This window comes from Acinetobacter sp. CY05, assembly GCF_059515805.1.
In genome coordinates this window covers 57708-72638 of sequence record NZ_JCAKMW010000002.1, presented here as the reverse complement: position 1 = coordinate 72638, position 14931 = coordinate 57708, and the positions used below count along the sequence as shown (strand labels likewise).

19 protein-coding genes and 1 tRNA gene are annotated in these 14931 nt (G+C 41.1%); 14 read left to right on the top strand and 6 right to left on the bottom strand.

The window, feature by feature from the left end; translation table 11 throughout:
* Window positions 1–2: 2 nt before the first annotated feature.
* The 11 genes from lepA (at window position 3) to AC5YCD_RS02710 (ending at window position 8320) form a co-directional block, all read left to right on the top strand.
* Window positions 3–1820, top strand: a complete 1818-nt coding sequence (lepA, locus tag AC5YCD_RS02760; RefSeq protein WP_496128596.1) for a translation elongation factor 4 — start codon at window positions 3–5, stop codon at window positions 1818–1820.
* Window positions 1821–1843: 23 nt separating this feature from the next.
* Entirely contained in the window at window positions 1844–2671 is an 828-nt protein-coding gene (gene lepB, locus AC5YCD_RS02755) for a signal peptidase I (protein WP_496128595.1), read from the top strand.
* 17 nt (window positions 2672–2688) lie between these two features.
* Window positions 2689–3060, top strand: a complete 372-nt coding sequence (locus AC5YCD_RS02750) for a DUF4845 domain-containing protein (protein ID WP_496128594.1) — start codon at window positions 2689–2691, stop codon at window positions 3058–3060.
* Window positions 3035–3727, top strand: a complete 693-nt coding sequence (gene rnc, locus AC5YCD_RS02745) for a ribonuclease III (RefSeq protein ID WP_496128593.1) — start codon at window positions 3035–3037, stop codon at window positions 3725–3727. The genes AC5YCD_RS02750 and rnc overlap by 26 nt, the downstream gene beginning before the upstream one ends.
* 6 nt (window positions 3728–3733) lie before the next feature.
* Window positions 3734–4762 carry a GTPase Era gene (era, locus tag AC5YCD_RS02740; RefSeq protein WP_496128592.1) on the top strand — a complete coding sequence of 343 codons (1029 nt, stop codon included), beginning with the start codon at window positions 3734–3736 and terminating at the stop codon, window positions 4760–4762.
* 20 nt (window positions 4763–4782) lie between these two features.
* Complete coding sequence (locus AC5YCD_RS02735) at window positions 4783–4977, top strand: NF038104 family lipoprotein (protein WP_496128591.1); 195 nt, start codon at window positions 4783–4785, stop codon at window positions 4975–4977.
* Window positions 4978–4983: 6 nt separating this feature from the next.
* Entirely contained in the window at window positions 4984–5694 is a 711-nt protein-coding gene (gene recO / locus AC5YCD_RS02730) for a DNA repair protein RecO (RefSeq protein WP_496128590.1), read from the top strand.
* A 9-nt stretch (window positions 5695–5703) separates the two neighbouring features.
* Window positions 5704–6429 (top strand): pyridoxine 5'-phosphate synthase, encoded by a 726-nt coding sequence (pdxJ, locus tag AC5YCD_RS02725; protein WP_496128589.1) that lies wholly within the window; start codon window positions 5704–5706, stop codon window positions 6427–6429.
* 8 nt (window positions 6430–6437) lie between these two features.
* Window positions 6438–7091 (top strand): MiaE family protein, encoded by a 654-nt coding sequence (locus AC5YCD_RS02720; RefSeq protein ID WP_496128588.1) that lies wholly within the window; start codon window positions 6438–6440, stop codon window positions 7089–7091.
* A gap of 118 nt (window positions 7092–7209) precedes the next feature.
* Window positions 7210–8037, top strand: a complete 828-nt coding sequence (locus AC5YCD_RS02715; RefSeq protein WP_496128587.1) for a DUF4198 domain-containing protein — start codon at window positions 7210–7212, stop codon at window positions 8035–8037.
* Window positions 8038–8101: 64 nt separating this feature from the next.
* Entirely contained in the window at window positions 8102–8320 is a 219-nt protein-coding gene (locus AC5YCD_RS02710) for a hypothetical protein (RefSeq protein ID WP_496128586.1), read from the top strand.
* Between the two features lie 45 nt (window positions 8321–8365).
* Here the strand turns inward: AC5YCD_RS02710 and AC5YCD_RS02705 are convergent.
* Window positions 8366–8441, bottom strand: a tRNA-Asn gene (locus AC5YCD_RS02705).
* A gap of 236 nt (window positions 8442–8677) precedes the next feature.
* Between AC5YCD_RS02705 and AC5YCD_RS02700 the strand changes: the two genes are divergently transcribed.
* Entirely contained in the window at window positions 8678–9094 is a 417-nt protein-coding gene (locus tag AC5YCD_RS02700; protein WP_496128585.1) for a hypothetical protein, read from the top strand.
* A 79-nt stretch (window positions 9095–9173) separates the two neighbouring features.
* A complete protein-coding gene (locus AC5YCD_RS02695; protein WP_496128584.1) occupies window positions 9174–9959 on the top strand; it encodes an alpha/beta fold hydrolase in 786 nt (261 codons plus the stop codon).
* Here the strand turns inward: AC5YCD_RS02695 and AC5YCD_RS02690 are convergent.
* The 3 genes from AC5YCD_RS02690 to AC5YCD_RS02680 form a co-directional block, all read right to left on the bottom strand.
* On the bottom strand, window positions 9956–10390 hold the full coding sequence (locus AC5YCD_RS02690) for a PaaI family thioesterase (protein WP_496128583.1): 435 nt from the start codon (window positions 10388–10390) through the stop codon (window positions 9956–9958). The genes AC5YCD_RS02695 and AC5YCD_RS02690 overlap by 4 nt on opposite strands.
* Before the next feature lie 63 nt (window positions 10391–10453).
* Window positions 10454–10699 (bottom strand): hypothetical protein, encoded by a 246-nt coding sequence (locus tag AC5YCD_RS02685; protein ID WP_496128582.1) that lies wholly within the window; start codon window positions 10697–10699, stop codon window positions 10454–10456.
* 213 nt (window positions 10700–10912) lie between these two features.
* Entirely contained in the window at window positions 10913–12139 is a 1227-nt protein-coding gene (locus tag AC5YCD_RS02680) for a pyridoxal phosphate-dependent aminotransferase (RefSeq protein ID WP_496128581.1), read from the bottom strand.
* A 198-nt stretch (window positions 12140–12337) separates the two neighbouring features.
* On the opposite strand from AC5YCD_RS02680, the gene AC5YCD_RS02675 reads away from it, so the two are divergent.
* A complete protein-coding gene (locus AC5YCD_RS02675) occupies window positions 12338–12517 on the top strand; it encodes a hypothetical protein (RefSeq protein ID WP_496128580.1) in 180 nt (59 codons plus the stop codon).
* Window positions 12518–12545: 28 nt separating this feature from the next.
* Here AC5YCD_RS02675 and AC5YCD_RS02670 read toward each other — a convergent pair whose 3' ends face one another.
* Together AC5YCD_RS02670 and AC5YCD_RS02665 are read right to left on the bottom strand one after the other, a co-directional pair.
* Window positions 12546–13982: a sensor domain-containing diguanylate cyclase gene (locus AC5YCD_RS02670; RefSeq protein ID WP_496128579.1), complete on the bottom strand. Its 1437-nt coding sequence runs from the start codon at window positions 13980–13982 to the stop codon at window positions 12546–12548.
* 81 nt (window positions 13983–14063) lie between these two features.
* Window positions 14064–14843 (bottom strand): A1S_2505 family phage non-structural protein, encoded by a 780-nt coding sequence (locus tag AC5YCD_RS02665; protein WP_496128775.1) that lies wholly within the window; start codon window positions 14841–14843, stop codon window positions 14064–14066.
* Window positions 14844–14931 lie beyond the last annotated feature (88 nt).

Here is a 14931-nt window from a genome sequence, read left to right as displayed (position 1 = left end):
TTATGGCAGTTGCTAAAAAGTCTGTAAATATCAAAAACATACGTAACTTCTCCATCATCGCGCATATCGATCATGGTAAGTCGACCCTAGCGGATCGTTTTATTCAAACCTGTGGTGGTTTGCAAGATCGCGAAATGCAAGCTCAAGTTTTAGACTCTATGGAGCTAGAACGTGAGCGTGGCATTACCATTAAAGCGGCATCTGTAACCTTATATTACACTCACCCAAATGGTGAAGAATATCAGCTGAACTTCATTGATACGCCGGGACACGTGGATTTCTCGTACGAGGTATCACGTTCATTGGCAGCTTGTGAAGGTGCACTCCTTGTCGTAGATGCGGCACAGGGTGTAGAAGCCCAATCAGTTGCTAACTGCTATACCGCGATTGAGCAAGGTTTAGAAGTTTTACCGGTTTTAAATAAAATTGATTTACCACAAGCTGAACCTGAGCGTGTCATTCAAGAAATTGAAGACATTATTGGGGTAGAAGCCACCCATGCGCCAACTTGCTCGGCAAAAACTGGTTTAGGTATTGAAGGTGTATTAGAGACACTGGTGGATACCATTCCTGCGCCTACAGGTGATCGTGATGCGCCATTACAAGCCTTGATCATTGACTCATGGTTTGATAACTACTTAGGCGTGGTGTCTTTAGTGCGTATTAAACAAGGTCGTGTGCGTAAAGGCGACAAGATGTTGATGAAATCAACCGGTCAAACGCACATTATTACCTCTGTAGGTATCTTTAATCCAAAACACACCGAAACCGATATCTTAGAAGCAGGTGAAGTGGGCTTTGTAATTGCCGGCATTAAAGACATTTTTGGTGCGCCAGTGGGTGATACCATTACCTTAGCCAGTACGCCAGATGTGGCGACTTTACCCGGCTTTAAGAAAGTGAAACCACAGGTTTATGCTGGTTTATTCCCAATTGATGCCAGCGACTTCGAACCGTTCCGTGAAGCACTACAAAAACTTCAAATTAACGATTCTGCATTGTTCTTTGAACCTGAAAGTTCAGATGCCTTAGGTTTTGGTTTCCGCTGTGGCTTCTTAGGCATGCTACACATGGAAATCGTACAAGAACGTTTAGAGCGTGAGTACGACTTAGACTTAATTTCATCTGCACCAACGGTAATTTATGAAGCAGTGATGAAAAATGGTGACACCATTTACATCGATAGCCCATCAAAAATGCCAGATGGTTCAACTGTTGAAGATCTACGTGAACCGATTGCTGAATGTAATATCTTGGTGCCGCAAGAGTACTTGGGTAACGTGATGACTTTATGTGTTGAGCGCCGTGGTGTGCAAAAAGACATGAAGTTTGTGAGTAACCAAGTAGCGATTACCTTTGAAATTCCAATGGCAGAAGTGGTCATGGACTTCTTTGACAAGTTAAAGTCATGTTCACGCGGTTTTGCCTCACTCGATTATAACTTTGTGCGTTTTGAATCATCATCATTGGTGAAAGTCGATGTACTGATCAATGGTGATAAAGTCGATGCTTTAGCGATGATTTGCCACCGTCAAGATGCACGTCACCGTGGTATTGCTTTAGTTGAAAAAATGAAAGATTTGATTCCACGTCAAATGTTTGATGTCGCGATTCAAGCGGCCATTGGTGCGCAAATTATTGCCCGTTCTACTGTAAAAGCAATGCGTAAAAACGTATTGGCAAAATGTTATGGCGGCGACGTGTCGCGTAAGAAGAAACTTCTTGCCAAACAAAAAGAAGGTAAGAAACGTATGAAACAAGTGGGTAGCGTTGAAATCCCACAAGAAGCGTTCCTTGCTGTGCTTAAAGTAGAACGCTAAAACATAAAGGAGTCGTATTGCCCATGGATTTTGATTTTAATTTAATCCTCGTTCCAGTCACATTACTGTTTATTGTGGTGTGGTTGCTCGACAAGTTTGTCTTTAAACAGCGCGAGCTTAAAGGTCGAGGCAATGAAAATTTTATCATTACCTGGGCATATGACTTTTGGCCAGTACTGGCGGTAGTGCTGGTACTGCGCTCATTTTTATACGAGCCGTTTAATATTCCATCCGATTCTATGGTACCTACCTTAGAAACAGGTGATTTTATTTTGGTCAATAAATTTGAATATGGCGTACGTTTGCCGATTATCAATCAAAAAATTATTGATACGGGCGAACCTGAGCGTGGCGATGTTGCGGTGTTCCGTTATCCACCCCAACCAAGTATTAGCTATATCAAACGTATTGTGGGTTTACCAGGTGATCATATTGTTTATGATCATGGGCAACTAAGCATTAACGGTGAAAAAGTGGCAAAAGTGCCATTTGAGTTTAGCCGTGAAAAAGATATTCAAGACACACCAAATTCGATTTATCATCAAGAAACTTTAGGCACGCATACCTTTACTATGCGTGAACTTGAAGGCGTAAACGTGGCACGTCAAGCACCCTTTATCAACTATGTTGAAAATGGTAAGTATGTGGACATGCAAGGTTTATATTGGGAAGTCAAAGTACCCGAAGGTCATTACTTCGCGATGGGGGACAACCGCGATCAAAGTGCTGACAGTCGTTTTTGGGGCTTTGTACCAGAAGAAAATTTAACTGGTCGCGCATTTTATATTTGGATGCATAAAGAACCAGGTTTCAAGCTGCCGTCATTTAGTCGTAACGGGAGTATTGATTAATACTTTAGGATAAAAACATGCGTCGCGCACAACAGGGCACCTCTTATATTGCAGTTTTATTGGTCATTATTGCTTTTGCGTTTATTGTAAAAGTGTTGGTGGCGGTGTGGAGTCCATATTGGGACAACCACGTAATTAACTCACAAATTGAGCAAGTCTTAGCTACGTCTAATCCACGCACCAGTCCTGCTCAATTTAAATCGCAGTTGGAACAACGTTTAGACATGAACAATGTTCGTGATGTGCAAACAGACGACATTCTTCGTGTAATGAATGCTGATGGTTTAAAAGTAAAAACCAATTATGAAGTAAGAAAACCATTCTTACTGAATGTTGATTTGGTATTAAAGTTCGAGAAAAGTTTTGATCAAAGCTCAGTCAAAAATTAGTGATATGCGCTTCGCAAGTCGTATCGGTTATCAGTTTAAACAGCCTGAATTGCTGCAACTGGCGCTGACGCACCGATCGGTTAGTCATAAATACAACTATGAACGCCTAGAGTTTTTAGGTGATGCGTTGTTAGGCATGATCATTGCCAATTATTTGTATCATGCTTATCCGACTGAAAATGAAGGTCGTTTAACCCGTATGCGTGCGACCTTGGTACGCCAAGAAGCTTTGGGTAAAATCGCTAACGATTTAAAGCTAAGCCAACAGTTAATTTTAAGCACGGGTGAGTTAAAATCGGGTGGTCATCACCGTGAATCCATTTTAGCCGATACTGTTGAAGCAATTATTGGCGCAATTTACATTGATTGTAACGACCTGAATGTACTACGTCCAATTGTGCTAAAATGGTATGAACCGTATTTAGATCACATTGAGCCAACTGATCAACTCAAAGATCCAAAATCACGTTTACAAGAATATCTACAAGCCCGTAAAAAACCTCTCCCTGTATACGAAGTGGTGGATATTCAAGGCGATGCCCCAAACCAGCATTTTAAAGTGCAATGTCAGGTTCAGGGTCTTGGCCTCATGATGGGTGAGGGCGCAAGTCGTCGCTTTGCTGAGCAAGCAGTAGCGGCGGATATTTTAAAATTATTGGAGCAGTAATCTGCCATGACACATTCTTCCGATCACATTGATGCTGATCACGAGTCGCAAGACAGCTCGAACGACTTAATTAGTCAATTTTTTAGCGAGCAAGGTACCGATATTCCGTCAGACTACCGCAGTGGCTTTGTTGCCATTGTGGGTCGTCCAAACGTAGGTAAATCGACGCTGATGAACCATATTTTGGGTCAAAAGCTCTCTATTACTTCACGTAAACCGCAAACCACACGTCATAAAATTGTGGGGATTGATTCACGCGAAAAATCGCAAGCGGTGTTTGTGGATACCCCAGGTATGCACAAAAAAGAAGTCCGTGCCATCAATAAAATGATGAACCGTGCCGCACATTCTGCGCTGCGTGACGTCAATGTGGTGTTGTTTGTTTTAGATGCAGATAAGTGGACACAAAATGACGAGCTCGTTTTGGAAAAACTTAAAAATGCAGATATGCCTGTGATTTTAGTGATCAATAAAATTGATACACTAGAAAACAAAAACCATGCTTTACCGCTGATCCAAGAACGCGCAAAACTCATGAATTTTGCAGAAATCGTACCGGTATCGGCATTACGTGGTGCTAATCTTGATCACTTACGTGACACGATCGCCAAATACTTACCGTTCCAGCCACCCCTTTACTCATTAGATCAATTAACCGATCGTTCAGAACGTTTCTTAGCCTCTGAAATTATTCGTGAAAAGATCATGCGTCAATTGGGTGAAGAACTGCCATACGATTTAACCGTACAGATCGAATCATTTAAAACTGAAGAAGCAGCTTTAAATGAAAAAACGGGTCGTATGAAAGCACCGTGTACCTATATTGATGCCACCATCTTTGTTGACCGTCCGGGGCAAAAAGCCATCGTGATTGGTGAAAAAGGTTCGAAGCTGAAAAAGATTGGTATGGATGCACGTGTCGACATGGAAAAAATGTTCGAACAAAAAATCATGCTAACGCTTTGGGTGAAAGTCAAAGGCGGTTGGTCAGATGACGAACGTGCTTTAAAGAGCTTGGGCTATAGCGATATCTAAACCTTAAACGAGGCAGAGTGATGTTAAGAATAATTGCAATTGTATTGTCTGTGGGATTATTACAAGGCTGTATTCATAAAGTGGTCACTGTGCCCGTGAAAGTGGCCTACAAAACCACCAAGGGCGTTGTCAAAGGCACAGCGGCCGTGGTGGGTGCTGTTATCCCAGATGGGGATGACGACGAAGACGATAAAAAAAATAAGCAGCGAGACTAAACGGTCATGCGCAATCAAGTATTGCATGGTTATTTAATTCATCACCGTAAATACCGTGAACGCAGTCATATTGTGCATTTATTTACCCAAGAATACGGCCGTGTCGATGGGGTACTTAGACAAACTCCACCACCACAATATCAGCCTATTAGCTTACAAGCCTCAGGAAAATCCGAACTTAAAAATTTTTCTAAACTCGAAATTATTCATCAGCCAATTTTTTTCTTTGGTGATGCTTTCTTTGCTGGCTTTTATTTAAACGAACTGATTTTAAGACTTTGTCCACTCGAAGAGCCAATGCCCAATACGTTTATTCAGTATGGGATCACCTTAAATGCCTTGCAAAATTTGGCTAGTCAAAGCGATGCCAAGCACTATTTAAAACAAATCTTACGCCAATTTGAGCATATTTTATTAGAAGAACTCGGCTATGCCATCGATTTTAATGTCGATAGCAACGGTCAGGCGCTTATGCCAGAACACTATTATATTTTTCAGCTGGGTGATGGTTTTTTGGTGACGCATTCAGCACAAAATAGTTTTTTAGGGCGGGACTTACTCAGCCTGTGTGTTTATGAAAAAGGTAGGGATTTTAGTCCACAGCAGTTACAATTGGTGTCGAAATTATATCGGCAAATCTTGAGTGCCTTACTTGGCGACCGTCCATTAAAGAGTCGTCAATTATGGATTCAAAATACGCAAACGCAGGATAAATAGGAACAGATTATGGCTGCATTATTGGGTGTTAACATTGACCATGTCGCAACATTACGCCAAGCGCGTGGCACGACTTATCCAGATCCAGTCAATGCTGCATTGATGTGTGAACAAGCAGGCGCAGAAGGGATTACCTTACATTTACGTGAAGATCGTCGTCATATTCAAGATGATGATGTACGTCGTATGCGTCCATTGCTCAAAACGCATATGAACCTTGAAATGGCAGTGACTGATGAAATGGTTGCCTTTGCCAAAGAAATCTTACCGCAGCATGTGTGTTTTGTGCCAGAAAAACGTCAAGAAGTCACCACTGAAGGTGGTTTAGATGTTGTTGGTCATTTTGAAGATGTGAAAAAAGCCACGCAAGAATTGGTGGCTTTGGGCTGTGATGTGTCGTTATTTATTGATGCAGATTTCGCGCAAATTGATGCAGCAGTGGCTTGTGGTGCACAAACCATTGAAATCCATACAGGTGCCTATGCTGATGCAGAAACTGGTGAGGCACAACAAGCTGAGCTTGAGCGCATTATTAAAGGCGCAGAATACGCAGCAGCCAAAGGTTTAGTGGTCAATGCTGGTCATGGTTTAAACCTAGACAATGTGACGCCAATTGCAGCTATTCCACAAATCCACGAATTAAATATTGGTCATTCTATTATTGCGGATGCCGTGTTTATTGGTCTACCACAAGCTGTACAGCAAATGAAAGCTGCGATTAAAGCGGCACGTTAAGAGTTGTTATGTCAAACATTGATTATGATGATCTAATGAAGCCAGTCATTGGCTTCTTAGGCTGTGAAACCCCAAAAGCATGGCTTGATGAAGCAGTGAATAATCTTGATATTTTAATGCAAGATCACGCCAACTGTGAGAAAAAAGCCGCGAGCACCGCTATGAACCTCATGTTCCGTTATAACTTCTTCTCGGACTTACAAGTACGTTTAGCGCAGCTAGTACGTGAAGAAATGTTGCATTATGAGCAAGTTCTGGAACTGATGAAAAAGCGCGGTCAAGCATGGATTTCTTTAAGCGCAGGACGTTATGCGGGTGGCTTACGTAAAGAAGTACGTACCTATGAGCCTGAAGCCTTAATTGATATTTTAGTCATTGGTGCTTTTGTAGAAGCGCGTTCTTGTGAGCGTTTTTATGCGCTCGCACCGCATGTCGATGAAGAGTTAGGGCGTTACTACCGTTACCTACTTAAATCTGAATCACGTCATTATGAAGACTATTTGACTCTTGCGGTGGATGTGGCCAAAAATTACAAGCTCAAGAATCCGCAAGAAACCATTCAAGATCGTATTGATCATATCCGTGAAGTGGAAAAAAATCTGATATTAACGCCAGATGATACCTTCCGTTTCCATAGTGGTGTGCCAGTACAAGCAGCCTAATACAAAATCCCTCCGTGTGGGGGATTTTTTAATGTATAGATTTGAGAATAATAATTATTTGCAAAATTAAAGCAAGCCACGTAGCATAATGTTTAAATGATATTTTAGTTTAAACTTTATGAAAATTTTCACACGTTCTTTAGCTATTATGGCGACACTAGCCGCTACTTATAGCCATGCGCATTATCCTTTTGTAGCCCCATTAAGCTATCAAACTTTTAATAATCACACGGCAGTTCTTGCAGGCTTTTATGACAATCCATTTGCTTCAGAAGTGGCGATTAAAAACTTTAAATTTCATTACCATACTCCAGAAGGTAAAAAGATTTACTTACAAGATGACGCCTTAAGCCAAACCCAAACTGTGACGAGTTTTAGTCTTGAAAATAAAATCGATGGTACTTACCGTATTCGCGCTGAAAAGCAAGGTTCGACTAGCCGTTTTGCTTTAGATGGCAAAACATGGAAGCCACTTATTGCTGCCAAGTTTGATCCTGCTAAAGCCAATGATAAAGTGTTTTATGCAGAACATTTAAAGAAAAACACTCAAGTAAAAACTGTTCAAACATTTGAAATCATTGAAACTTTTGTATCGCGTCGAGCAAAGTCCAACCATGTGATTCATCATATTCATGATGGTTTTGATGTGCAGTTTATCAGCCATCCAAATGCGATTAAAGCTGGCCAAGCGGTGCAATTTAATGTCTTAGACAATAAAAAAGGCGTGGCCAATGTAGAAGCGAAAATCTTGGCGCAAACCACAGATTTTAGCCGTGAGCAAAAAGTGTTAAAAACACTCAAATCGAATGCCAAAGGTGAGCTACATTTTAATGTAGAGCAGACAGGGCAATATTTACTCACCATTGATTATCAACAAGCTTTGACTCAAAAAGGTGATCAGCTTAAGCGTTATAAATATACTTTGGCATTTAATGTGACTGAGTAAAATCTAAACCTGCTGTGGCAGGTTTTTTATGCTTTGGAGATAGGAATTGGCATATCTGCTTTGGTTGAGCAAAATATTATTCCTCACAGCTTTGGCAATCATCGTATTGTTACTATTGAATTATTGTTCGATGTACTGGGGCAATTATAATGAGGGCAGTATTGGCAGTATGTGTCAATATGATCAACAGCAGCAACGTCATATTGCTATTGAACATTATAAAATTGAGCAGGGTGAAAAAGTTGCCTTGCCTTTGCATGAAGCAGATTGTTTAAAAGATTAGGCATAAAAAAAGCCCAAGTCTTAAATGCTTGGGCTTTTTAATATTTGGCTCTCCAACCTGGGCTCGAACCAGGGACCTGCGGATTAACAGTCCGTCGCTCTACCGACTGAGCTATTGGAGAATCTGAGTGCGATTATAGAGAGATTTTTCAAGTGGTCAAGATAAATCTACGAAAAATCATGTGAATGTATAGTATTTAAACAATATTGAAAAATATCATATTTTTTGGGTATGACTACTTGTCAAAAGTGAAGCTGCTTGTTAGTCTAAAAATAACAACAGCGTTTAGGTTTAACCTAAACAGTGTGGATTTAAACCAACTTGCCAGCACTAAAATGGCTAAATCGGAGACAGCGCATGCAGACGCTTACCATTTCAGAAATTTTCTCTCAATTTGCTTTTTATCAAGCCGAATATCTCAATATTTTAAATACTCCAGCCCAATATGCTACTCCTGTGCAACAGGCCAGTCTCGACCTATGGCCATTTAATCGTGCTGAATTGTGTTTAGGTGAATTGTTACAGTTGTGGTTGGGTAATAAGTGGGTGATTCAGCCTGCTGCACAAATTTTTGATGCCGATCCTGTATTAAAACGCCATTTGTCCCAGCAGCAAGATTTATATTTATATGATATTCATGGCAATATTTTAAACGGAAAATATGAAGCTTGGGCGTGGTCAGTCAGCCAAAATCAAGCCGTTAAAGTAGAAGTCGAAAGTGCAGTTCAGTATTACAGTATCTATAAGAGTTTAAGCGCACCGCAAGCGGCGTGACGCATGGTTTCTGCACGCTTTACAAGCGAGAACTGCTCGATTATGGTGTTTGCTCAAGAATAACAAGAGCCAAGCAACGATGACGCCCATCAGTCATGAACAATATATTCAAACTCAACATGGCCAACTGTATAGCAAATGTTGGCAAGTTGAAGGCAGCTTAAAAGCCCCAATTATTTTACTGCATGATTCACTGGGCTGTGTGGCACTTTGGCGGGATTTTCCAGCCCAACTTGCACAAGTCACCCAGCGTAGCGTGATTGCTTATGATCGTTTGGGGTTTGGTCAATCGAGTGCGCATCCCAAGTCCTTAGCATTAGACTTTGTGGTGGCTGAAGCAACACAAGATTTTAGTGCTGTTTTAAAGGCCTTTAATCTTCAAGAGTTTGTGGTACTTGGTCATAGTGTGGGTGGAGGGATGGTGGTCGCTTGTGCTGCAGCTTATCCAAGCCAATGCGTGGCTTTAATCACCGAAGCTGCCCAAGCTTTTAATGAAGATCAAACCAAGCAAGGCATTCAAGCTGCTGCAAAGATTTTTCAAGACCCTGAGCAATTGGCGCGTTTAGCCAAATATCATGCTGATAAAGCACAGTGGGTATTAGATGCATGGGTCAATACATGGTTAAGTGCAGGCTTTAGTGATTGGCATTTAGATGAACACGCTCAAAAGGTTCAAGCACCGAGCTTAATTTTGCATGGTGAGCATGATGAATATGGCTCAAATGCACATCCACAGCGTTTAGCTCTCAATATGGGTGAACAAGCCACAGTTAAAATTGTGGCGGGTTGTCATCATGTGCCGCATAAAGAACAACCCGATTATGTCCTGAAAACCATTCAGGATTTTTTAGCCAATTTGGCTTAAGGGTGAATTAGCATACAAGTTGCTGTGGCATAAGCATAAATTTTACCATCTTGGTCGACGATTTTTGCTTCCGAAATACCTAGGTTTTTGCTCATATTTAGCACTGTGCCTGTGGCAAGGAGTTCGGTATTTTTTGGAATAGGGCGACACATTTTGACATTCAGGTCAATGGTACCATAACCCACGCCTGCATCTAACATGGTATGGATGGCGCATCCTGTGGCTGAATCAAGTACAGTTGCGGCAAAGCCACCATGTACTCCGCCCAAAGGGTTTAAATGCCGTTCATCTGCTTTGACCTTAAAGCGCACCACACCCTCTGTGACTGCAAACAATTGCATGGGAATGGTTTGACTGATGCTGGCACGAGGTAGTTTTCCCAGACACATCGCGGTCAGCATCTCAAGGCCTGTCATTTGCTTGATATTCATTTTTATACTCATGATTTTTATTATGCTTTTAACTTAATGAAAATAAGCAGCTTTGGTCAAGTGTTAATGGCGTGACATATAAGTTTTGTCAAAGCTATCAAAATGACTTAATACTTTCATGCCAATGTGTTCACCCATCGCAGACGAGGCATGTTGATTATCGTCACTGACATCTAAGATATCTAAGTCGAGGCATAAGATCCTTGGACTTTGCACAATAATAAATTGCGGGGAATGCGGTTTTAAACACTTGGCAATATAGTGTTTAAGATTATGTTTGTGATAAACATCAATAACCTGATAACGCATAAAAGGCTCGTTATGGGAAAGATGGGGCTATCTTAGGCTGATGTGGCTGAGCTGAACAGCGAAATTACGTTGCAAAATATGTAGGCTTGGTAAATTTAAGTATTTATTTTTTAAAAACTCAGTTAAAAAATAAGCAGTTAATCTAAATGAAATCAATTGAAGCTAGCCAAAATATAAAAAACCCGCGACTGGCGCGGGTTTTTTATATTTAAATTATTTTTCAGCAGCAATTGAAGCAATCGCAGCGTCTACGCCTTCGATTGAATCAGCTGCTTTTTTGATACGTGCAAGCGCATCAACTAATACTTCGTCAGCTGTTGCATAAGAGATACGCATGAAACCGCCTAAACCAAATGCATCGCCAGGTACCACAGCAACGCCAGTTTCTTCTAATAACCATTCAGAGAATTCTGTGCAAGATTTTAAACCTTTAGCACGAATTAACGGACGGATGTTTGCGTATGCATAGAATGCACCGTCAGCAGGTAGGCAAGAAATACCATTGATGGCATTTAAACCGTTAACCACTAAGTCGTGACGACGTTTGAATGCTTCAATCATTGGCTCAAGCACGTCTTGAGGGCCATTTAATGCAGCTTCAGCAGCAACTTGCGAAATTGAAGTTGGGTTTGAAGTTGATTGAGATTGAATTTTCTTCATCGCACCGATAAGTTTTGCAGGGCCCGCTGCATAGCCAATACGCCAGCCAGTCATTGCATAAGCTTTAGATACACCGTTTAACACGATAACGCGGTCGTAAAGGTCAGGTGCAACGGTTGCGATGTTGTAGAACTCATCATCCCAACGGATTGGTTCGTACATATCATCAGAGGCAACAAAGACTTCTGGGTATTTACGCAGAACCTCAGCTAAGGCTTCTAGTTCTTCTTTGGTGTAGATCATACCTGTTGGGTTAGATGGGCTGTTGAGTACCACTAAACGTGTTTTGTCAGTGATTGCCGCTTCTAATTGTGCAGGGGTGATTTTAAAACGCTGTTCTTCACCGCATTTAACAATAACAGGTGTACCTTCAGCGATGATCACCATATCTGGATAGCTTACCCAGTACGGTGCAGGAATAATCACTTCGTCACCTTTGTTTAACAAAGCTAAAGCCAAGTTAAAGAAAGATTGCTTACCACCGCAAGATACCAAGATTTGGTTTGCAGCGTATTCTAAGTTGTTGTCACGTTTTAATTTGGCAATAATTGCTTTTTTGAGACCTGGCGTACCGTCAACAGCTGTATATTTTGTAAAACCATTGTTGATTGCTGCAATTGCGGCATCTTTGATGTGTTGTGGTGTGTCGAAATCAGGTTCGCCAGCGCCCAAACCAATCACGTTTTTACCCGCAGCTTTTAATTCTGCTGCTTTATTGGTCACAGCAAGAGTAGGGGACGGTTTGATACTATTTACACGATCAGAGAGACGTACGTCCACGGCAGTATTCCTTCTTATAGGGATTAAAAAATAAAAAGCATACTATCTTAGCCCAAAAATATTGCTTGTGCTGAAAAAAAAGAGAAAAAATGAAATTTAATTCGATATATCAAGCTTTTCTTTTGAAAAAGTTTAAGTCACTCGCATCAAAAGTAAAAAAACCTTAAAATAACGCTTAATTTGATATGAGCTGTTGTCATGACTAAGCAAACTGCTGTAAAAAAGCCGTTGGTAAATCTCCCATTTCCGACACAAACTGCGGAAGAAAAAGCCAAATTAGAAAAAGCACATAATGATGTGCGCCCTAAACCTGAACAATATGCTGACCGTACGTGGATGCCACCACGTGGTACACGTCGTTCAATGGGCAAACGTTAAAAAAAGCGCTCGATTGAGCGCTTTTTTTTTAGCCATTTTGACGTCTTTCATAACTCGGATTTTGTTGATAGTAGTGTTTTTTGTGTAAATACATATTTTGATCAGCGCGTTGTAGCATGCTGTGAATGCTCTCGTTGGGGTAGAGGGTGGCAGCCCCTAAAGAGACATTTAAACCATGCTGATATTGTTGTTGGTCGCGTTGTAACAGTTGCGTGAGCTGGGCTAAGTGTTGAGCCAACTGCGCTTGGTTGACTTCTGGCATTAATACAATAAACTCATCACCGCCTAAACGGGCCGCAAGGTACGGATAGCCCGCGATAAACCGCTGTAATAATTGACCGGCACGTTGTAATAATTGGTCACCTACCGCATGACCATATTGGTCATTAATGGGTTTTAAATGGTTTAAATCCAAGTAAATGCAAGACAAATCTTGAGGAGGTTGGCGCTCAAGTCGCTCTACTTCTTGCGTATAATAACCGCGGTTATACACGCCTGTTAAACTATCATGTTGACTTAAGTGTTCCAAAATATGTTCCGCCTGTTTTTGTGCGCTAATATCCGTTAGCGCAATTTGTAATAGTTGCCATTTAGGGTGGCTTGGGAAAATATTAAATTGCATATAAACGTGGCATGAACTGCCATCTAATCGAATAAAATAACTTTCTCCTTGTTGTTGTTCGGCACCTTGCCAAAGTGCCCATAATGACTGGCAAAAAAACTGTTTTAATGCCTCCTGCCAAAAAATCACATTTAAATTTTGTTTAAGGTGTTCAATATGATGCACCTGTATGAGGTCTAAAGCAGCCTGATTGGCCTTGATTAATTCAAGCTGATCTAAACAGCTACTAATCTGAGTTGTACACTCGGCTAAGGTGTGCTGTTGTAAATCGAGTTGTTCTAGGCACTGTTTAATGGCAGTGAGGTCGTATAGCAATAAGGCTGCTGGCGAGCTTTGAAATAAGGTTTCGGCAAGCTCACGATTTTTTGCTTCTAAACTTAAACTCTGTTGATAGGCACTAATATCTTCTGTAATAAAAAAAACTTTTGAGAAGTCATGCTGATGTTCGGGTAAAACGCAACCCCGGACTTGTAAATTTAAACGTTGGCCCTCTAAGGTATAGTGAATCGTGTCGCCAATAAATTCTAGCTGTCGTTGCCAGAGGGCCAGCAGCTGTGCGCTATGCCAAGGCACAATATCTTCACGAAAAATTTGAGTTAAATTGTTTTGCAGCTGATGAATATCTTGAGCTGCAAATAAATCTAAGGTTTTTTGATTAACGTCTAGAATTTTCACTGCACGAGCGCAGTGCAAGACTTCATCGGGGTGCTGTGCCAAGTAAGCCGCTAAATCGTTAATCCCTTGAGCGCGTAATTGATCCAGCCGTGCCAGTACTGGGCTAAAATCTTCAAGCCACATGGGGACTGGTGCAAGCGCAAAAATCACTGAATCAAAGCGTTCCATGAAAGTTCCAGTGCTATTGTTGTTATATAAAATTTATTTTACAGATATCTAGACTAGGGCTACAAAGCAAAACGTTGAAGATTAACATTTTGCTCTGTGCGCTGCTTTTGGTGGTGCAATTTCGCGACGTCCATGCCAAACATCCGCAAAATCTTGCTCATTGATGCCATAGAGTTCGAGTAAAGCCAAAATGACACCGCCAAATACCATAGGTGCTTCAGTTTTACGGTCAAAATCAAAAACTTTATTGTTTAGATTATGCAGAATATCAGCAATTTCAAAAACACGATCGCGTCCATTACTGTCAGTTGGGTACATTTGAGTGTTTAAAATAATCCGCGCCAAACTTTTTTCATTTTCAGAGAGGGCCAATACTTCAATGACATGCTCGCTATTTTCAGAAAAGATAATTCCATCGCGGAAAATAGTTTGTAAGAATTGCTGGCTCAGTTTGGGTAAGGCTTTTTCGACAAAAGGGCGGAAGGAGAGAGGGAAAATCACATTACGTGAAATGCCTTTAAACATCGGTGCAATTTCTTCTACGGTATAACCGGCAATCCCGCAGCCCACTGCTGTTAAAAAATATTTTTGTTTAGGATGATTTTTGGTGTAAATCTTGAAGTCATCCACATAGTGTTGAATTTGTGATAAAGGCATTTGCTGCAAATGTTCATTCATGGTGGGAATGGCAAAGCTCTGCCCAGACCAGCCTCGCCCGACACCCAAAAGTGCACCAAAATGTTCTACTGCAATCGCGGCGGCACCGCCATGATGTTTGCCAGCGAGGTTGCTACCAAACACAAATACCGTATCTTCAGGTAATGTTTTAACAATGCTTTCATCGTGATATTGGTAAGTCATAATGCTGCTTTTTGCGTCATATTTGAGTTTATGTTGCCCTTGAATAGGGAGGGGGTCAAGAGCTGAGTAAGAAAACACCTGAATAATC